At 41.0% G+C, this 18,657-nt stretch carries 17 protein-coding genes; 4 read left to right on the top strand and 13 right to left on the bottom strand.

Annotation, left to right across the window (positions count from 1 at the left end; genetic code table 11):
* Position 1: 1 nt before the first annotated feature.
* From INP83_RS00325 to INP83_RS00375, 11 genes are all read right to left on the bottom strand, one after another.
* Positions 2–904 (bottom strand): hypothetical protein, encoded by a 903-nt coding sequence (locus INP83_RS00325; RefSeq protein ID WP_219125855.1) that lies wholly within the window; start codon positions 902–904, stop codon positions 2–4.
* Between the two features lie 91 nt (positions 905–995).
* Entirely contained in the window at positions 996–1,388 is a 393-nt protein-coding gene (tssD, locus tag INP83_RS00330; RefSeq protein WP_219125856.1) for a type VI secretion system tube protein TssD, read from the bottom strand.
* A gap of 72 nt (positions 1,389–1,460) precedes the next feature.
* Complete coding sequence (gene tssD, locus INP83_RS00335) at positions 1,461–1,862, bottom strand: type VI secretion system tube protein TssD (protein ID WP_219125857.1); 402 nt, start codon at positions 1,860–1,862, stop codon at positions 1,461–1,463.
* A 116-nt stretch (positions 1,863–1,978) separates the two neighbouring features.
* Positions 1,979–2,548: an NAD(P)H-dependent oxidoreductase gene (locus tag INP83_RS00340; RefSeq protein WP_219125858.1), complete on the bottom strand. Its 570-nt coding sequence runs from the start codon at positions 2,546–2,548 to the stop codon at positions 1,979–1,981.
* A gap of 102 nt (positions 2,549–2,650) precedes the next feature.
* Complete coding sequence (locus tag INP83_RS00345) at positions 2,651–4,042, bottom strand: DUF5458 family protein (protein ID WP_219125859.1); 1,392 nt, start codon at positions 4,040–4,042, stop codon at positions 2,651–2,653.
* Positions 4,043–4,076: 34 nt separating this feature from the next.
* Positions 4,077–4,517, bottom strand: coding sequence for a type VI secretion system contractile sheath small subunit (locus INP83_RS00350; RefSeq protein WP_219125860.1), 441 nt, complete (start codon positions 4,515–4,517; stop codon positions 4,077–4,079).
* A 94-nt stretch (positions 4,518–4,611) separates the two neighbouring features.
* Positions 4,612–7,083 carry an ATP-dependent Clp protease ATP-binding subunit gene (locus INP83_RS00355; RefSeq protein WP_219125861.1) on the bottom strand — a complete coding sequence of 824 codons (2,472 nt, stop codon included), beginning with the start codon at positions 7,081–7,083 and terminating at the stop codon, positions 4,612–4,614.
* 8 nt (positions 7,084–7,091) lie between these two features.
* Positions 7,092–9,461, bottom strand: coding sequence for a type VI secretion system protein TssR domain-containing protein (gene tssR / locus INP83_RS00360; RefSeq protein ID WP_219125862.1), 2,370 nt, complete (start codon positions 9,459–9,461; stop codon positions 7,092–7,094).
* Positions 9,462–9,483: 22 nt separating this feature from the next.
* On the bottom strand, positions 9,484–10,449 hold the full coding sequence (locus INP83_RS00365) for a PKD domain-containing protein (RefSeq protein ID WP_219125863.1): 966 nt from the start codon (positions 10,447–10,449) through the stop codon (positions 9,484–9,486).
* 40 nt (positions 10,450–10,489) lie between these two features.
* Positions 10,490–10,975 carry a type VI secretion system TssO gene (gene tssO, locus INP83_RS00370; protein WP_219125864.1) on the bottom strand — a complete coding sequence of 162 codons (486 nt, stop codon included), beginning with the start codon at positions 10,973–10,975 and terminating at the stop codon, positions 10,490–10,492.
* A gap of 5 nt (positions 10,976–10,980) precedes the next feature.
* Positions 10,981–11,499 carry a hypothetical protein gene (locus tag INP83_RS00375; protein WP_219125865.1) on the bottom strand — a complete coding sequence of 173 codons (519 nt, stop codon included), beginning with the start codon at positions 11,497–11,499 and terminating at the stop codon, positions 10,981–10,983.
* 209 nt (positions 11,500–11,708) lie between these two features.
* Between INP83_RS00375 and INP83_RS00380 the strand changes: the two genes are divergently transcribed.
* Together INP83_RS00380 and INP83_RS00385 are read left to right on the top strand one after the other, a co-directional pair.
* The gene (locus INP83_RS00380; RefSeq protein ID WP_219125866.1) at positions 11,709–12,137 is read left to right on the top strand and encodes a GPW/gp25 family protein; all 429 of its coding nucleotides are present in this window, start codon (positions 11,709–11,711) and stop codon (positions 12,135–12,137) included.
* A gap of 4 nt (positions 12,138–12,141) precedes the next feature.
* The gene (locus INP83_RS00385; RefSeq protein ID WP_219125867.1) at positions 12,142–13,995 is read left to right on the top strand and encodes a type VI secretion system baseplate subunit TssF; all 1,854 of its coding nucleotides are present in this window, start codon (positions 12,142–12,144) and stop codon (positions 13,993–13,995) included.
* On the opposite strand, the gene INP83_RS00390 is transcribed toward INP83_RS00385, so the two are convergent.
* The gene (locus INP83_RS00390; RefSeq protein WP_219125868.1) at positions 13,988–14,926 is read right to left on the bottom strand and encodes a type VI secretion system baseplate subunit TssG; all 939 of its coding nucleotides are present in this window, start codon (positions 14,924–14,926) and stop codon (positions 13,988–13,990) included. The genes INP83_RS00385 and INP83_RS00390 overlap by 8 nt on opposite strands.
* A 110-nt stretch (positions 14,927–15,036) precedes the next feature.
* Between INP83_RS00390 and INP83_RS00395 the strand changes: the two genes are divergently transcribed.
* The gene (locus tag INP83_RS00395; RefSeq protein WP_219125869.1) at positions 15,037–15,927 is read left to right on the top strand and encodes a TssN family type VI secretion system protein; all 891 of its coding nucleotides are present in this window, start codon (positions 15,037–15,039) and stop codon (positions 15,925–15,927) included.
* Positions 15,928–15,946: 19 nt separating this feature from the next.
* Positions 15,947–17,092 (top strand): hypothetical protein, encoded by a 1,146-nt coding sequence (locus INP83_RS00400; protein WP_219125870.1) that lies wholly within the window; start codon positions 15,947–15,949, stop codon positions 17,090–17,092.
* A 383-nt stretch (positions 17,093–17,475) separates the two neighbouring features.
* On the opposite strand, the gene INP83_RS00405 is transcribed toward INP83_RS00400, so the two are convergent.
* Positions 17,476–18,651, bottom strand: a complete 1,176-nt coding sequence (locus INP83_RS00405; RefSeq protein ID WP_219125871.1) for a glycoside hydrolase family 76 protein — start codon at positions 18,649–18,651, stop codon at positions 17,476–17,478.
* Between the last annotated feature and the right edge of the window lie 6 nt (positions 18,652–18,657).

Raw genomic sequence — 18,657 nt, forward strand, 5'->3', positions numbered from 1 at the left:
ATTAGTTTCTTGGAATACTAATAAGTGCACGGTCTTCCATCCGTTTAAGGATAACTGCCGCCCCCATTTGTGATGAAACAGCGTCGGCATCAAATTTCCCATCTGCCACGTACTTACCTTTTATATAATGATTTGAGAAACTCCACAAATAAGGCGACTTAACCCCTTTACGATTATAACCGAAACCATTATATCCTTCGAGTTTTAGTAAAATAAAGGGCAGGCTCCAATTGGTTACCTGATCGTACTTCATCAGTTTTATAGCGTCAACAGCGCTTTCTTCAAACGTAAACGGCGGTGGATGGCCAACTTTAGGGCGGTGGGCCGGCACGTGTACAGTGTAACCGGTTAGTGGGTCGCCATTATGCAAATGCTTCTTAAAGCTAAAGCTGCATTCCATATAGTGTACGCAGGCTAAAAAATACCATGGCACTGAAGAACTGTTAAAAAAGCCGGTTTGAAAAAGATCCCGGTTTAGGCCGAATTTGCTGTTATTGGTCTCAGTAAATTTTCCTTGAAAAAAATCAAATCCATTGCCGTTGTTCAACTTAAAGGAAGGAGCAGTAAGTGTAGCATTGATAGTTATAAGGCTATCAGTCGATATCAAACGGTCTAAATCCCCAAATTGCTTATAAAATGGGTTGGGCTGCTGAAATAATGGTGCGCTACCAAACAATAAAGTGTTTGAACCACCGCCGCGCACTAAATTTGATATCTGCTCGTACCTATTACGGTTAGGTACTATTTTGTCATCAATTACTTTATCAACCTCCGCAATCTTCTCCTTCTTTATCTCACACTTGTTAAAAAGATCAATGTACTCCATAGCCGTCGGCGTTACGGATATTTTTTTCTTCTTAGTGGTTTTTGCTGCCGGCTTGATTATTCTTTTCTTTTTCTGCATAAAAAATAAAGAACTAATTGGAAAAAAAAGAGGAGATAAACTTCATATCTCCTCTGTACAATTTTATACGAAAGGCTGATTTCGTAATAGCCTATTTAGGCCAATCATTTTCATGCTCAGCATTACCTATTTTCAAGGTTCGGGCCGAGATAACAAAGCTTAGCGACATTGGTGCATTACCAACTATTGATAAGCCTTCATTATATTGGATGATATAACCGTCCTGAAAGCTTAACTCTTTCATTTTGGCATCTTCTTCTGATTTTTTGAAGGTAATGGTGCCACTAAGCGGCTTATACTGGTTATTAACCATTGACTCAATTACTGAAGTATCTTCAGTTGATTCAACTTCAACCTGGATAGTACCGCCGTAAACACCTGATGACGGACGTCCTTTTGCGTCAACATCTCTGCTCAGCGCATAACTGCACTGCAAAACGTCAAACTCTTTTGAGCCGATATTAATTCTTGCTTTGAAAGCCATTTTAGTAAATTTTTAAGTAAAATAATTAGAGCTTGGTAGTAACCTTACTCTTACAATTGATTTTAGCGCTACTTAAGCCCTAACGCCCGGCCAGTCGTTCACGTGCTCGGCACTGCCTAATTTTAGTTTACGGGCCGAAATTGTGAATTTGTAGCTCATAGGAGTTTCTCCTGTAATGTCTAACCCTTCAGAATACTTTACAATGTAGCCGTCTTCAAAAGTCAGTTCTTTCATTTTAGCATCCTCTTCGGATTTTTTGATCAACAAAGTACCGGCTAAAGGCTTGTACTGGTTGTTCACCATTGATTCGACAACAGAGGTGTCTTCAGTAGATTCAACTTCAATGTCGATTGTTCCGCCATATACACCTGAGGACGGGCGTCCTTTAGAGTCAACATCACGGTTAAGGGCATACGAGCAATTAAGCACATCGTACTCTTTGCCCGAAAAATTTAATCTTGCTTTGAAAGCCATAACGATAAATTTTAAAGGTTAATGAATAGTACCGACCACCGGCACTCTTATAATTAACTACAAAACAGGCAAAGTATTGTTTTTGCGAAACTATTTATTTTTTGAAGAGGGGTTATTTATATGGTTTTTGCGCCAAAGTTAAATAATTTCTTTAGCCACTTTTGCGTGTACTCGTTCTCAAGAGAGTATAAATGGCCAATAGTGCTGGTGTGTACCGGATGTATGCGGCAACGTTCCAAAACATTTTTTTTAATGGACAGATAGGTTGGCTTTTGATTTACCTGCCAATCGGCCCACGCTTCTTCGTCAAGTATGGATACAATACGTGCACTTCTGCCCCTAAAATCGTTATTAAAGTTCCCCTGGTTAACCACAAACACCTGATCCGGAAGAAAAATACGGTCAAAAAAGCCTTTTATTTTAAAGTTGATAGATGTTTTATAAACCGGGCAAAATATGATAACATGGCTTGCCCATTTCAATTTCATCATGGCATCTGCAAGATCAGGCTCCAGGTCTGTTTTACGCCCTATCAGCGGCTTGTTGGGGTTAAACTTTAAGTCGGCGATAGCTATAACCTTAACATTAGCAGATGCGCTTTCAGCGCCTTCACGATAGGCTTCTATCAGGGCGTTGGTGGTATCTGTCTTGTTAATGTCTGCGTTTACTATTACTACCTGTTTCATGGTTTAACAGTAGCAAAAGTAACTGAAATTAACAATAAAGACAGATAGACTTAAACTTAAAACAACAAAAAGGCCGGCTTTGCAGCCGGCCACATATATATTTTACTGTTGGTTATAATCAGTTTCCCAACTTGTGTTGCCATCATCGCCCTTGTGGCCATCCAGCTTAACTACAAAGCTTTTAGCCGGGAAGTAAGGGGTAATGTTGATATCCAAATGGATGCGGTCTTTTTGTACCTCATCGCGTTCAAACCTAAGGATCTTAAAGCGTTCTATCAACCTGTCGGGACCTTGAATGTTATCCAGGAACTTAACGATCTGGCTGCGCAGGTCCTGTTCAGTTTTTGAGTTCCAGTTCTCAAATGCACGGCGGTTCAAAAAGTCAAACAATACTTTAGTGATATAATCAAATACACGCACTACCGAGTAAGTTTGCAAGCCGATGTTATCGCCGTTGAATAAAGTTTTAGCCGAAAATGCCATTACCTTACCATACTCGTTAACCATGGGCACCAAGCCAATGCGCTCTAGGTGTGATATCTCGCTTTTCTTCAGATCAAAGCGTACACCATCAACTTCGTTTACCGCACCATGTTTTTTACCGGCCGTAACCTGCGACATTAAGGTACGGTACATTTTACCCGCTAATGCAGCGGAGCCCGGTACATACAGGTTATCTTCTTCGCCAACTTCGGCTACTTTATCACGGCCTACCATCCAGTTACACGTCATGATGGTGTTTGATTTAAAGGCATCGCCACCGGTTAGGTTAGCTGCAGTGAACAGGTCAACCACATCATCCGGCTGGTCAAGGTCGGCGAAATCGGTAACCAGCATCACTTTGTTGTCGAAAGCAATCTTAGACCATCTTTCCACCACCTTATTCGATCCCAAATAGCCAGGGACTACCATTATAGAGTAGTTTTTACGAAGGTCTAACCTATCGTAATTCTGCTTAAGCTCGTTACCTACATACTCAATAAAGCGTGGGTTATCCAGCTCTTTCAACTGGTCAAGGCTGGCATTCATTACTACTACGTTCTTCAGCTTATCGGCTTCAGTGTTTTTGTAGAATAAGTGCATAGAGCGATAAGATTGCTCCAGCTCTTTGGTAGTTTCAAGCGCTTCTTTTATGTTGCTGTTAAGGTTCTCTTCGGCAAGTTGCAGTTTCTCGTTACTTTTTTCAACCATTTCACCAACAGAAGTGCCTTCTTCAAGCGCCGTTATCCATTGGCTCAGTTTAAGTTTAAGTTCTTCGCGCTCCTGTTTTTTCTCGTCGTCGGTTAAAAATATTTGTTTACGCGCTTTGCGCTCAGGGTTAAGGTTTTGCAAACCATCAATAGTGGTTTCCAAAAGATCAAAACCACCTACTCTTGAAAGCTTATCAAGGCTCTCTTGTAACGAAAGCTCTTTGGCGGCGGCTGGGCGTTCTGCAGGTTTAAAAGCCTGCTCGGCTGATGTATTATTTACGGCCTGCTCATTAGGTGTTGCCATAGGTGTGTAGCGTTAAGGTTATTGGGGGAAAATATTATTGTTCAAGCTCCTTTACAAAGTTTTTCAGCGCGCTAACAAAAGCGGCCCGTGTTTCTTCGTTATCAAGCGTGGTTTTTAGCGTTTTATTTGTTTTAAGCTGTTTGATGATATTCATGTACATCTCTCGCTCAATATTCAACTTACGCAAGTAACTGCTTTGTTGTACAATGCGTTTTGGGCTAAAGTCGCCAAGGGTGTTAAATTTGATATTTTCTGTAATGGCAGAGCCATCCTGGCGGTTCAAATTCAAATTAACATTTGGCTTATAATGCTCAAAAACAGCTTCTACAGTGGTTAGTCCTTCTACCTTCTCGGGGCGCAGCGGCTCGTTATCAGTAAGTTTTTGAATGAATAAAGTTTTATTGGGAGCTATCTCACCAAACGCTTCTGAGGTATCTACTTTTACTTCGTTCCCTCCAATTTCGTAGTTAAACATATAATAAAGGTGTGAGGTGTAACATTAATATATTGACTATAACTTAATTTTGTTTAAAATGTTTTACTACTCCGGGGCATTAACCTGTTAGCAATTAGCTAATTGACCAGGTCAGTTCATCACTTTCTGCATTTTTTCCGATCTTAATGGTCTGATCTTTCTTTAACTCGCCCGAAATAAGGTAACGTGATATAGGCCTGCGCAGGCGATTGCGGATAACTCCTGATAACTGCCTTGCGCCATACTTAGGAGTAAAACCACCGAGCGCCAGCATACTCTTAGCCTCATCGCTGATTTCAAAGCTAATACCCATTTTATCAAGCGATTCTATGAGGCTCTTTAGTTGAATATCAAAAATACGGACCACGTTATCTTCGGATATCGGTGCAAACGGAACTATCTCTGATAACCTTGCCAAAAACTCCGGTCTAAAGTGCCCACCCATGATCTCCATTAACTGAGCCGATGTTGGCATATTGCCTTTTGTTAACTGATCTGCCACCCATTCGCTGCCGATATTGGATGTAAACAACACAAGCGCGTTTGAAAAATCACCTTCTTTACCCAGGCGATCATGAATATGGCCCTCGTCTAATATCTGTAAAAAGATATCAAATACCGACGGGTGTGCCTTTTCTATCTCGTCAAATAGTAAAACCGCATACGGCTGCTGCCTTATCTTATTTACCAGTAAACCGCCTTCTTCATATCCAACATAGCCCGGCGGCGCACCGTAAAGCAGCGCAGCAGAATGTTCTTCCTTAAATTCCGACATATCAAAGCGGATCATGGCTTTCTCATCATTGAATAAAAAGTCGGCAATGGACTTTGCAAGCTCCGTTTTACCTGTACCCGTTGGCCCAAGTAAAAAGAATGAGCCAATGGGCTGCCCTTTTTTGTTTAAGCCACTTCGCGATTCCAGTATGGCATCTGATACGGCTTTTAAAGCCTGGTCCTGGCCAACCACCCGTTTTTTTAAGAAGCTCTCCATATTTAGCAAGCGTTCCTTTTCCTGCGCCTGTATCTTACCTATGGGGATACCCGTTTTGTGTGATACTACCGCGGCAATGTCGTATTTGTTTACAGTGCTGGTTTTGTCTTTAGCAAACTCACTGAGCGATGGCAGGTTCTTGCCGAAATAAGTGGCATATTCCTCAATGGTTTCAAACGTGCTAACCTGCGCCTCATCTTCAAGCTTTCCTAATAACACTGCACTGGTTTTGTTTTGCATCAAATTATACAACCATTTATAATCGGCCACTCTTGATGCTTCATCCGCCCTTAACCCTTCAAGCTTTTCGTTCAACTCCAATAATGTCATATCTGAGGTATCGTTCATCAACCTGATGGCGGCCATAGTGCGGTCCATGAGGTCAAATGCCGAATCTGGCAAGCGACGATCTTTCATGTAACGCTTTGCCAAACGTACGCAGTCTTTAACAGCATCGTTATCTATTTTAAGGTGGTGGTGTTCCTCGTAATAAGGCACCAATTTTTCCAGCATTTTTATGGCGGTGTCTATATCCGGTTCGGCTACCTGCAATACTTCAAACCGGCGGCTAAAAGCTTGTTCTGGTTCTATTATCTTGCGATACTCGTCCATGGTGGTTGCACCTATCACCGTGATCTCGCCACGCGCCAGTTCGGGTTTCAAAAGATTACCCACGCCGCCCCCAATTGGGCCTTTATTATCCAATAACGTATGTATCTCATCAATAAATAAAATAGCTTTTTCCTGCTGCTTTAACTCACGAAGTATGTTTTTCAGCCTGTCTTCAATCTCGCCTTTGTATGATGCACCTGCAATTAGCGAACCCAAATCAAGCTCCAAAAGGTTAACATTCTGCAGTGACTGTGGTACTTTATTGTTAATTATATCCAAGGCAAAACCATCAACCAGCGCTGTTTTGCCTACGCCTGCATCACCGGTGATAATTACATTAGGTTTTGTGCGGCGGCTAAGGATCTCCATTATCATTCGCGTTTCTTTATCGCGGCCAATAATAGGGTCTACCTTTCCCTGGCGAGCAAGATCGGTGCGGTCAATACAGTATTTTAACAAGGCATTTCCACTTTTAGGGCTTTCGACCGATGTATTATCGGCCAATGATGGCGCCACCGCTTGCTGTACACTCTCATCTTGTATATATACATCAAGTATCTCTTTCTCCTTAATAGGAAAGGATTTAAGCTGCCCTGCATCAAAGCCAACATTGGGTTTGGCCAAAGCAACCAATATGCAAACCGGTGTGATTGCATCGAGGCCCAATTTTACGCGTACGTTGTCCGCTTCTTCAAAAACTGCCTTTACAGCATCGTTACCGAGCATTTCATCGGGAACGTTGATAGCCTGCGGATAATCTTCGATGCGCACATCTGCCCAATCGCCAATGTAAGCAGCGTCTTTACCTATCGAGCTCAGGAAGTTTTTTAAACCCACTTCCTGGTGCAATAAACCTTTTAACAGATGTGCCGGGCCAAATTCCTTATGGTGATATTCTTTGGCAAGAGACTGTGCCACCCTAACAGCGGTTTTGACTGATTCACTTAAATTAAGTATGCTCATGTGCTTTATTATTGCTGCCAGTTATCCTGTGTGATGTAATAATATGTTTTACCGTTAGAAGTAAAGCGCTGCTGTACCAATGCCTGCTGTTTAATGACATTTCGGCATTTTATAAGGTAATTTAAATAAGCTTCAAACTGCGGTTGTGGCATATCGCTGGTGCTACTTAGGTTACCAACTGTATAGTTGCCTAATTGCTTTGCAGGCGGCATTACTAAGCCGGTAGCTTTTCGCAAATAATCCGATAAGCGCATTTTTTTTATATCACCGCTGCTCATTTTTAAGCCCATATTCTTGTTGATGATATCAATATAATTACGGCGTAACTTACTGCGGAAATTGCTTGCATCCTGTTCAAGGTTTTCGCCTATCATCATAGATAGCACATCATTCATCTGCTTATATTCATCTTCGTTTAGGATGATCAGATACTGCAATTTGCCCGGGTGGCTGTTTACCATGGTTGACGGCGCATTGGCAGCGATAAAATATTTGAACCCATTGTGTGGCATATCGTCGCCCAAGGTTGCAGACGGCGTATTCACCTGCGACATCACCACAGGTGTCACATACCTATGTTCCCTTCCTGTTAATCTGAATACGCTATCTAATGATCGTGTCTGTGTTTTAATATCGGCCTGTGTTTCGGTCATGAACCGTTTAAGGGATGCCTCCATTGCCAGGTTGGTTTTAACGGTACCTTTAGGTGGAAATACCACTGCGCCCTGTATCAAACTGTTCTTCGGGAAGTCGAGGTAAAAAGAAATTGAATCTGATAACGATACGTTAAACTGCTGGGTATTGCTTAAACCTTCGCCAACCACCATCCGGCTTTTTTTACGATCTGCAGATGTAGCGGCAGACTCAGAAACCAGCTTACGCGATTGGATAACAAAGTCGTTATATATTGCATTATAATCGGCATAAACCTGTATGGCCAATATGCGCGCATCAGCCGTTGCTATGTCCGAAGACAGATCGGAGATTACATTTGCTTCAGCGTTAGCGTTACCAGTACTGCCGATAAGAACAACCAGATTGGTCTCGTTTTTATGGCTTGCAAACATCCCAAGGGCGCTGCGTAAACCATCAAACACAGGCTGGCTGTTTGCTGCAGGTACGCAACGGTTAGTTATCTGCGATTGCTTTTCGAGGAAATCAACCACTTTACGGTAATCTGTGTTAAAATCCTGGCGTTCTACACCGCCTGTTGAGCAATTGGTTTGATTGCGGTATACGGCAACACCATAGTTTATTTTACGACCCCGGTTATAAGTATCAAAAACATTCTCAAAAGACTTGATAGAACTGGTGATGCCCGGAAAATAATTGCGCATTGAAGAACCACCATCAACAACAAATACCACGTTTATTTTACGGATACCCTTGCGGATAGCCAGATATTGTTTATAGCTAATGTGCCCGCCTTTAATGTTGATGATGCTGTTATTCGATTTATCGTACACATCAGTTGCTACGCCCAGTTTCAGGTTAGCATCATCACCATAATCAATTACCGGTATCGTGCGAAGCACTGGTTGATCCGCATCTATCAAAGGATCAAAGGTAAATTTACTGTTAGTTGCAGGTGGCTGAAATTGTAAAGATTGATTTATAACAGCAGCTACAGAATCATCAGCATCTGTATCAAACATTTTGGCCGAACCGATGTAAAGCCTGTCTCCCCATCCGTGTACAGCATCTGAGGGCACCCAACCAAAAACGCCTTGTGTTGCACTATCAGGCACCAATTGCGGATTGGATCCTATTAAAAGTGTTTTTGCATCCGGCGATCTCTTATAAATATAAAGCAGCTGATTGAGGGCTACTTTTGTTTTCTTGTGCTCTAACTCGGGAGTATTGTATACATAAACAGAGTCGTTGCGGTCATAGTATAGATCAGGATTGCTAAGTGCATTGGAACCTGAAATAATTGCAACCGCCTTTTGAGGATAACCACTTGATGGATTTACATAGGCAGACTGCCAAAGCAATACTTTGTTCCTGCTTATCCAACCGTAACTTTGAGCGGCTTTCTTGTTAGTTAGCTTGCGACCCTGCACCATTCCGGCCTGGTATTTAATGAGTTTAATATACCCGTTACGAGATTCACTTACATAAAACGGCTCCATAAACTTTAGCTTTTTCATTACCAAAGAACCTCCTGGTGCTGTGGTGGTGAAGTTCTCTTCCCGGTCAGAAAATACTATCCATGGAAGCGCTGTTTTCTTTCCATCGTCAAATACATTGGTTTTATCGTTAGGTTTTTCAAAAGCAGCAGGCAGGGTAGCTACTTTTCTGCTTATTGAAACCGGCGATTGCGCATTACCCGCAATAGCGATAACCATAAGGGAGAAAATGCATATTATATTTTTCATGGTAGTAGGTGGTAAAGGCTGATTATTTTGAACGTTTAATACCTGGGGTTGATGTTGCAGAATGCTGCTTAACCGTAAGCAAGCTTGAGCAGTTTGATTTTGGTTTGAGCGTTACCTGCGCCTCATCAATATAAATTCCGCCGCCAAAGGTTAAACGCATACAATATGAATAAAGGTCGGTTTGCTTTCTATCCGCATTTGATTCAACATTAACAGTAACTTTTTCATCACCGCAAAAATATTTATTTACCAGGTAATAATAGTGGTTATTAAAGTCGGCTCCATTAGCTATTGCCTGCAGGTGTGCGCGGATGTCATCTATTACCCGTTGTTCACCTTCACCGGGCGTAACCATCGTGTTCAGGGTTGAATCAGGGTTAGTGATCAAAATCTTATGATAAGCCGGGCGTGCTCCCTTATCAGTATTCAATCTTACAAAATAGGTTCCGGGGTTATGATAAGTATAAAGCGCTGTAGGGCCTTTAACATCTATACGACCGGTTTCTCCAAAAGACCATTCGTAAATGCGGGCATTTCCTTGAGCTTCAAGCCGCACCTCTTCGTTAACTATACCCTGTGTTGGCCCATTTATGGTAATGAGCGTATCTGATGAAGCGGGTGCAAGCATCACCTCTTTAACATCTACCGGAAACTGCTGTTGCAACTTACCGTCAACCGTTAGTCTTACAATGTAGGCGCCTGGCTTATTGTAATGGTAAGTTCCGTTCTGCCTGTTTGATTTATCTCCGTTACCAAACTCCCAGAGCCAATTTTTAGCATTTTGGGTATTGTCAGAGTAAATAAGGTCTTCGTTCAACAGTATTTCGTCTTTCAGTATTTTTGCATTTACAGTGCGTTTATCAAAAAGGGAACTTTTAAATAAAAATATCAAGCCTGCCAATAGCAGAATGCTTACTACAATATATAAGAAAATGTAGCCCTGCCGGTTAGTGCTTACTGATCTGCCGTTATTTTGATCGTCTTGCATTGTTGTAGTGATGGTTATTTAAGGATTTGGTTATATATCATTATCTACGGTTGCTCATGCTTTGTTGAAGTTGTCGGCTTGATAGCTTGCAATCTTCAGTTAACTTGTTTAACCTATTAATATCGTTGTAATTACCCCGTAACTCCCGTTTATCATAAAACAGATTATCCTGAATTTTGGAGGCGTAAACGAAAAATTTATACCTGTTATCGTACGAGCGTGCATTGTAAAAAGAACGGATAGCTGCAATAGAATTCCGGATGTCATTCTCCAGGAACAGTGCCTGCACGTTAGGGTTAAACTTTACTATGCGTGCGTAACTTGTATCAATAGTAGGTTCTGCTTCGGCACAAACAGCTTCAAAGCGTTCCTCTTCCTGCAGCCTTCTTGCAAAATCTGCTTTTGATATCTCGCTGGTATCACCGTAATTGTAAAATATGGCGGTACACAATACCGCAGATGTAAAGACAAACAGGCTCATAAAAAACAAAAACTTTTCTCTCTTCTCTTTTAAACTGAATTTCATAGGTATTATCGTCCAAAACGTCCTCTGATGCGGTTTACTGCAGATTGATTTGCTCTGTTGCATGCTTCAACCTGCGAGCGTAAACTTTCAATTTGGAAACGTGTAGTAAACAGTGAATCTTTAATGTTTGCAGCCGTAGCTACATTATCACTTAATTTTTTATACAGATCGAAACTTTTAAGCGGGATATGGTAGTCCTGTAGTTTTGCCTGTATCTTCATGTTACTTTCCTGAATGTCATTCAGAATAAGATTTTGATTATTAAGCTCGGTTGAATTCATTTTAGTGTACTGCGAAAGCTGTTGCATCCGCAGCATAATGAGGTCAAAATTGGCATTGATGTCTGTACGGATAGCCATCAGTTTGTTTGACTCTTTAACTTTAGCGTTAAGCATCAAAACCTCACGATTTGCTGTAACGAAAAATAAGTAAACGGCCAGCACACTGAAAATTAAAAGAAAAGCGAAATAGGATAGAAATTTAATGTAGGATCTGCGCAACTCGCTATTGTTGATCGGCTTCATCTATGTGATCATATTTATGGTTAAGGATAAATTATGTCAATCAACCAGCACTAAGCATAACTTTCTCACTTATACTTAAAACAGTCTAATTATTTGCTTGTTGATAAATGGACTTTCACCCACACGACGGATGTACAACCATTGGCGAAAAAAATTGTTTACCGTTAACGAAAAATTTAACCTTTAAGCTGCGTATAAATACCTAAGTTATGTCACTTTACAAAAAGCCGTTGCTTTTTAATCAGCTATTGCGTGGGCGCGATCTGGAAACACAAGATTTAGGTGCTTCAATTTCTCAATACCTCGAACTGATAATTTTTACCCGGTTTGGCGAACATCGCTTTAAGCCTGATTTCGGTTGCGAGATATGGGAGCTTGACTTTGAGCTTATCGTTAGCGAAAGCACCTGGGAAGAAAAACTACGCCAGTCTTTACTAAAATCTATTACTACACATGAGCAGCGTATTTACGATGTAAGTTTGGATGTAAGAATAAAAGAGGTGAACAAATTTTACCCGCTACGCAATGTAAGTGAAATAAAAAAAAGTGTAGAAATAGTGGTAAAGGGCAAAATTCAACAAACAGGCGAAACTTATATGTTTTCTACATCGCTTTACCTAAATCCTTTATCAACTTAAAGTTATGAGCTCTATCTTTTATAACAGCAAAGAAGAAATACGTACGCGTATGCTGCGCAACGCAATGGATTTTTGGGGTAATACCAATGTTAACGACATGGACCCCCTTGTTAAATTGCTGATAGAGGCGCTAAGTACGGAGATATTCAATGTATCTAACGATGTAAAGAACCTGGAGAGCCGCGTACTTAATAAGATATCGCGAATACTGGCATCTGATTATCTTACCTCAGCTTTGCCGGCACATGGCGTATTAAAAGGCCAACCTATTGAAAACAAAGAGGTTTTGCGCATAAACAACCATTTTTTTTATCGCAGGCCATCAGGTAATGAGACATCAAAACAACAACAGGAAGATGCTGACGTGTTTTTTTCGCCAGTAGGTAATGTTAAGGTTATTAATGCTGCGATAAAGTATACGGTAATAGGCAAACATTTATATGATCACCAGGATACATCACACAAAAGCGTGCTGATGAATGCAGGACAAAGCCCTGGCGCCGGTGTTAACACGCTATGGATAGCTATAGACTGCGACGGAGGCCTGACAGACTTAAAAGACCTGTCATTATTTTTTGAATGGCCTGATTATACAACAAGTGATGATTTATACACGCTGCTCTCTGTAGTTAAAGGCTATACAGACGACAATAATGAACTGGAACTGTCTTCCGGTTTAAAATATCAGGATGAACAGGCTGCAGAAAACCGTCCGGTGTTTTACGAACAAAATATCATCAACCTGCTAACCCGCGATATAAAGGAATATTATAACAAGCGGTTTCTTACAATCACTGACCGCCAAATGGTTGATGTAACATCAAGGGTGAAAAAATATCCTGGTATATTTTCTGAGTTTTTCAACGCTACCGATCTTAATCGTTTAAAACCCTGTGTTTGGTTAAAGTTTACATTCCCGGCGGCTATGTCTGCGGCAGCAATAGATGAGTTGCAACTGTCATTAAATTGCTTCCCCGTTGTAAACCGACGATTGTACGAACAAAAATATCGCCTTAAAGATACCAATAACATCATACCGGTAAAACCAGCCAATAACGAGCTTTTCTTATCTGTAAAAGACCTTTCTGACGACAAGAACACGCATTATTCCGAAATTCCGTACACACAGGCAGAACACAATTACGAAGGCAGTTACTCCATTCGCAATGGAGGAGCGGAGCGTTTCGACTCACGTAGCGCACATCAACTTATTGAGTATTTATTTGAATTGCTACGCGACGAGAAAGCGGCCTTTGCGAGTTACGGCGGCGACTTTTTAAGCGGCATGTTAAAAACACTTGAACAAAACCTTGCCTTAATTGAGCGTAAATCGCGCACTACGAAAGATAAGGCCGGGGCGTTTAATTATCTGATTGTAAAGCCGGCAAATAAGGCCGCAATGCTTTATTTACAATATTGGACAACATTGGCAGATGCAGCTAATAACATTCGCCGCGGAAGTAAAGTGCAGCAATTTGAGATGCTGAAACTGAAAGATGAAAGCCTTAGACTTATTACCACTACTACCGGCGGCCGCAATAGTCTTGGCGCTACCGAACGTATACAGGCTTACAAATATGGGCTTACCACAAAAGACAGAATTGTTACCCAAGCTGATCTTATCAGTTTTTGTTACTACGAATTGGGGAATAAAATTACAGATGTGAAAATTGGTAAAGGTGTGGTTGTATCGCAAAACCCTAAAGAAGGTTTTCAAAAAACAGTTGATATCTATCTTAGGCCTGTTGATAACCTACGACTTTCTGCAGAGGATTGGGATATGCTGTTCGATCTGCTGAAAACCAAACTGATAAGCCGCAGTGTAATTAATTCACACTACCGCTTTTTTCTTAATTAACACCCAAATAAGTAGTTACACCAAGGCATGAGTTTTCCTGATCGGCTCCAAGAGACAGCTTTTGCGCTTCGGGCCCGGCTAAGTAGTGCGTGACATAACCCGTTTGCAGTGGAATAAAATACGATAGCAAAACTTCAAGAGCCCTTGCAGAACGCGTTCCGGGCAAAAAATCAAGCATTTGTTTAGCTGTAAGCGGACCGACGGTAATAGACAGGTCTTCCTCAGGTTCTTGAACAAAACCTGCTATAAAATTAACGCCAAGCACGCCTTGCCCTAGTTTTGTTTGCAAAGCCATTGCCTCCTGAGATGCTGTGGCTTCTCTAATCCGATATTGCAGATTAAAAGGCCTTTGAAACATAATGCCCAACACATTGCCGATAAAACTTAAATTATTTCGCTGCTCATGTATAACAGGCAACACGTGCATCAGCATTATCATTTGCTTATTATCAAAACAATCAAACTCGCGCCACTCTGTTAGAAATATGTTTACCAGTTCATCGTAATCGCTCTTCTTGTCCAGACGGCTTTCATAAAGTTCAACAATAGTCCGTATCTGATAAAGCTCCGCCTCAAAGGGTGCAAAAAAGGCCCGCGCGTGTTTTTCTTCTTCTCGGCGATTGGATATGTCTTTGATCATACCCTCTTCGTCCATCGATTCACTTGGCTGTGGAGCTGCATGAAACAGGCCTTCAGGAAGCATGTCATAAAGTCCCTCTCGATTTATCCGGATCAAGGTCATTTCCCGGTCACGGAAGGCAGACCTGTAAGTAGTTAATTCGCGTACTTCTTTTGCGTAAGCTCGTTCTTGTGGGCCAACCGGAAGTATTATTAACTTATCGGCATCAACCTCGCCTTGTTCTATTAGCTCCGCGGCGAGTGTTACGGCTTTGAAATCGGTGTTAAAACGGTTGGCTGATCTGCGTGGCATTAGTGTTAATATTTCGCTTTACTAAAACAATAACCACAATTATTGGTAATTGATTATACAAATTTCACTTTTTATTATTTGTGATTTTGTGACCACAACCCTATTGCTATATGGACGTTAAATCGTTTTTTATAAGATACCTGCTTTTCCCTCTAATAGTTGTCATCTCTACCATGGTGATGACAATGCTTAACAAGAAGAACAAGCTGCTTAATAACAAAAAGCTTGTTATAATAATCCTTCTTACCGGTATAATTTTAGGCATACCTGGTCTGCTCGGGTTTCTCGACCTGCAGTTTATGCCTTGGGGCTATTTAGGCTGTGTGTTCTACTACTTAGTTATCGGGACGATATTTGTTTGGCAGGCTGGCGTACATTATGAAGAGATGCTGTTGGAAAAACGCGTTTTCTTCTTCATTTGCAGTTTAATAACTTGCCTTTTAGGCATCTTTTTGTTTAAGCTGGGATTTGACTGGTTGAATAATTTAAAATATGGCATCTGGGCTTCCTCGTCTGTACTTGTATTTTTACTCCCTGTGATCTTCTGGTGGACTTACGTTGCGTTCTTAAACATCCCAATGGAGATCTACAAAGTATGGCAATATCCTATGGTACCTGATGACATCAGCATGGAGCACCTTGATTTTAACAAACTGCTGGTGTTAGAAGTTAATCTTTACAAGCACACAACAGATGATGAACCGCTTAAGGTAAAGGCCAAAGCTCCGCGAAATATGAATTTTGGGTTGTGGTTTCAGAAGTTCATTGATGACTATAATCTTAAATTCCCTGATTCTAAAATAGAATACATTAATAGCGGAGAGCGCTTTAAATGGATTTTTTACATAAAACCTTCTTTTTTTAAAGAGCGGCAATTTATTGATCCCGATCTGGATATTGAACAGAACAGAATTACTGAAAAGTTTCCGATTTTTGCGAAAAGGGTTTCGGAGATCGTGAGTGCGCCTGAGAAAGTAGGCGACCAGGCTGTTTATTTATAATGTTTAAATTATTAATGAGATGATTTTGCCACTTAAATACCGAGCTGTTAATTGGGTTGACGGGATGAAGATCTCAAGCGATCACTTTGTACAAACAGATAATTTTGTGCAGGATGTAATCAGAGATAGCAATTCGCTTTCATTAAACACCGCAAATTACGGTTTACTGCCTCCGTTTAATGGCGAACAGCATTCATTAGACATTCAAATAAATGAACGGCCGGCCAATGGCATTCAGATAAAAATACGGCAATGTAATGCGATAACCGCTCAAGGTTATCGTATTTTGATAACCCCTGGAGCCATAGGAGAAGAAATTACATTTGACCATTACTTTGCTAATGAAGCGGCGGGTGACGCTGCAGATGTTTACTATGTAATATTAACTGTAGACCCTCATCAACGTGTGGCTGCCGGTAAACCTAACGCAGAAGAATCTCCTTTGAGATACCCGGATGTAGATAGCCAATATGGTGTTACTATTTTACCCGCCTCACAGATCAATGCCCGCGGTAATAATTACCTGGAAGTAGGAAAGTTTACAAGAAGCAATGCAGGTATACAAGTTATTAAAGACTACGTACCGCCATCTGCCAGTATTTTAAGCCATCCAGACCTAATTAGGTATTATGAGCACTTTAGCAATCAGTTAAACGAATATCAACTGTTATCCTTCCGCATAATTGACAAGATCACATCCAAAGACAATATATCTACCATAGGCAAAAACGTAAAGACACTTTGCGACAAAATGCTTGATTTTATAGCGCGTATTTACTTCCCATATCGCAATATCGTGCATCACCAACCACCGATAGTGATGGTTAGTTATTTTTCTGAAATGGCACACGTTTTTTTTAGTACTATAAAATGCATAGCCGGTAACGAACGAGAGGAACTGCTAAAATACTTTTACGAGTGGAAAGATGTTACACCTGGAAACTTTGAGGAATTGTTGGCAAGGTTGATAGAGATAGTGTATAACCACCATGATATCAGCGCCGCCATGACCACAATTGACGAGTTTATACGCGTCCTGATAGCGCTTTGGAACAAGTTAAGTACGCTTGAATACATTGGACAGCGGAAAGAAAACATAGTAGTGGCTGAGCAACAAGTGGTACAAGCCGTACAGGCAAAACGTACCTGGACACTATTGGATTAAAAGGTCTAAGGAACCTAAGTATTTTAGATACTTAAATAACCTGCATTAGGTTCGATTCCACGAGGGAATAGAACCCCTGAAAGAACTTTTCAGTATAACCAACTAATGTTTATCTTTAGTATAGGTATTTCAAACTCAATCAAAACGAATCAAATTATTCGGTTACCTAATCAGTTACGTTTTAATTTTCTAAAACATCAATTCATTGATAATAAAGCCATTGCGAAAAAACAACGTACCCGTCCAATTCCGCCAACTCTCGCCTGATTAATTTTTGAAATGTATTAAATATTTCAATAAGTGACATCCGGTTAGCGATAACGTAAAAAATGTGGTCGTTTGACCTCGCGGCTTGTCATCTATATACCTAATAAAATCAACATCTATCTTTTGATAAGGTACAACCTTGCATAAAGCTCCGCGATACAAGCTTCGTCAAGCAACCATTTCGGCTTTTCTAATTGGCTTTTTTCAGGCAACCAGTTCTTAGTTATAAAGCCGTATTTATCCCGGGAGTTTTGCCACGCATAGTTGAGATCATGCTCAATAGCTGAGAGGTATCGGTAATCCTTATCAATTTTGTAAAGTGCCTCATAACCTCTGAATAGCACTGTTAAAAACCAGGGAACATCAATATGCATTTGCAAATTTTTATCGTGCGGCAAGTTGCTGAAATACTTATAACTGCTCGCAGCTAACTGTTTGGCTTGCATAAGATACTTTGCTTCACCGGTAAATTTGTATATTAAAACTGCAGCCTCTATTAGAGATCCTGTATTGTATGTCCAAAAAGTCCGATTTTGTTTGCCGTCAAGCTTCACGTCATTAGCTATAATCCCGGTAGTAGAATCGCGTAGGGTTGAATACATCCAATTGTAGAAGCGCTTACCCTGCTCAAGATAGCACGGCTCCTTGCAGCCTTCATATATCTTTAAAGCTGTTAACGTAGCCATGCCATTACTACAGGCTGGTTTCTGATCATTATGCCCTTCTAACCAGGTGACGCCTCCACCAACATCGCTGTTCCATCCGCTTAAAATAAATTTAAAAACTTCTTTGGCACGTCGTAGGTATAAAGGGTTACGCGTGTTAAAGTAAGATTCCATGTAGTCAATACCCACCAGGCCATTGTCATCATAGTAACGATCAGCTTTTTCAAAGTCAACGGGATAAGCCTGGTAGCCTGGAGGCTTACGCAATGGATCACGATATTGTTCTACCCCGATAACCAAAGTATCCTGATAAGGTTTATACTTAGTTTTGAGCCCCGGGCATCTCATCAGGATGTTGGTGGCTGTAAACACGCCGCTAAAAGGCCACAAAAAGCTGACTTCCTTTGCTTTCACAGCTTCGCCCTGAAAATAATTGAGCGAGTCGCTTTTTCCTGTCGGATAATTTTCGGAAAAAAGACCCGGGTATTTGTTTACCCGGTATCGGTCCCACACCAATTGATATATGGCCTCGGCTCGTTGTTTATATTTCTCAGTCTTTAATTGGGCAAACACGATGGAGGGCAAAAAACACAACACCGCTGATATTCGTACCTTTAGATTTTTCATACCAAT

This window comes from Mucilaginibacter sp. 21P (assembly GCF_019331605.1).
Classification (GTDB): Bacteria; Bacteroidota; Bacteroidia; order Sphingobacteriales; family Sphingobacteriaceae; genus Mucilaginibacter; species Mucilaginibacter achroorhodeus.

Coding starts and splice junctions, on each gene's coding strand:
- INP83_RS00325 (WP_219125855.1), bottom strand. CDS start 904: ATGCAGAAAAAGAAAAGAATAATCAAGCCGGCAGCAAAAACCACTAAG.
- tssD (WP_219125856.1), bottom strand. CDS start 1,388: ATGGCTTTCAAAGCAAGAATTAATATCGGCTCAAAAGAGTTTGACGTT.
- tssD (WP_219125857.1), bottom strand. CDS start 1,862: ATGGCTTTCAAAGCAAGATTAAATTTTTCGGGCAAAGAGTACGATGTG.
- INP83_RS00340 (WP_219125858.1), bottom strand. CDS start 2,548: ATGAAACAGGTAGTAATAGTAAACGCAGACATTAACAAGACAGATACC.
- INP83_RS00345 (WP_219125859.1), bottom strand. CDS start 4,042: ATGGCAACACCTAATGAGCAGGCCGTAAATAATACATCAGCCGAGCAG.
- INP83_RS00350 (WP_219125860.1), bottom strand. CDS start 4,517: ATGTTTAACTACGAAATTGGAGGGAACGAAGTAAAAGTAGATACCTCA.
- INP83_RS00355 (WP_219125861.1), bottom strand. CDS start 7,083: ATGAGCATACTTAATTTAAGTGAATCAGTCAAAACCGCTGTTAGGGTG.
- tssR (WP_219125862.1), bottom strand. CDS start 9,461: ATGAAAAATATAATATGCATTTTCTCCCTTATGGTTATCGCTATTGCG.
- INP83_RS00365 (WP_219125863.1), bottom strand. CDS start 10,449: ATGCAAGACGATCAAAATAACGGCAGATCAGTAAGCACTAACCGGCAG.
- tssO (WP_219125864.1), bottom strand. CDS start 10,975: ATGAAATTCAGTTTAAAAGAGAAGAGAGAAAAGTTTTTGTTTTTTATG.
- INP83_RS00375 (WP_219125865.1), bottom strand. CDS start 11,499: ATGAAGCCGATCAACAATAGCGAGTTGCGCAGATCCTACATTAAATTT.
- INP83_RS00380 (WP_219125866.1), top strand. CDS start 11,709: ATGTCACTTTACAAAAAGCCGTTGCTTTTTAATCAGCTATTGCGTGGG.
- INP83_RS00385 (WP_219125867.1), top strand. CDS start 12,142: ATGAGCTCTATCTTTTATAACAGCAAAGAAGAAATACGTACGCGTATG.
- INP83_RS00390 (WP_219125868.1), bottom strand. CDS start 14,926: ATGCCACGCAGATCAGCCAACCGTTTTAACACCGATTTCAAAGCCGTA.
- INP83_RS00395 (WP_219125869.1), top strand. CDS start 15,037: ATGGACGTTAAATCGTTTTTTATAAGATACCTGCTTTTCCCTCTAATA.
- INP83_RS00400 (WP_219125870.1), top strand. CDS start 15,947: ATGATTTTGCCACTTAAATACCGAGCTGTTAATTGGGTTGACGGGATG.
- INP83_RS00405 (WP_219125871.1), bottom strand. CDS start 18,651: ATGAAAAATCTAAAGGTACGAATATCAGCGGTGTTGTGTTTTTTGCCC.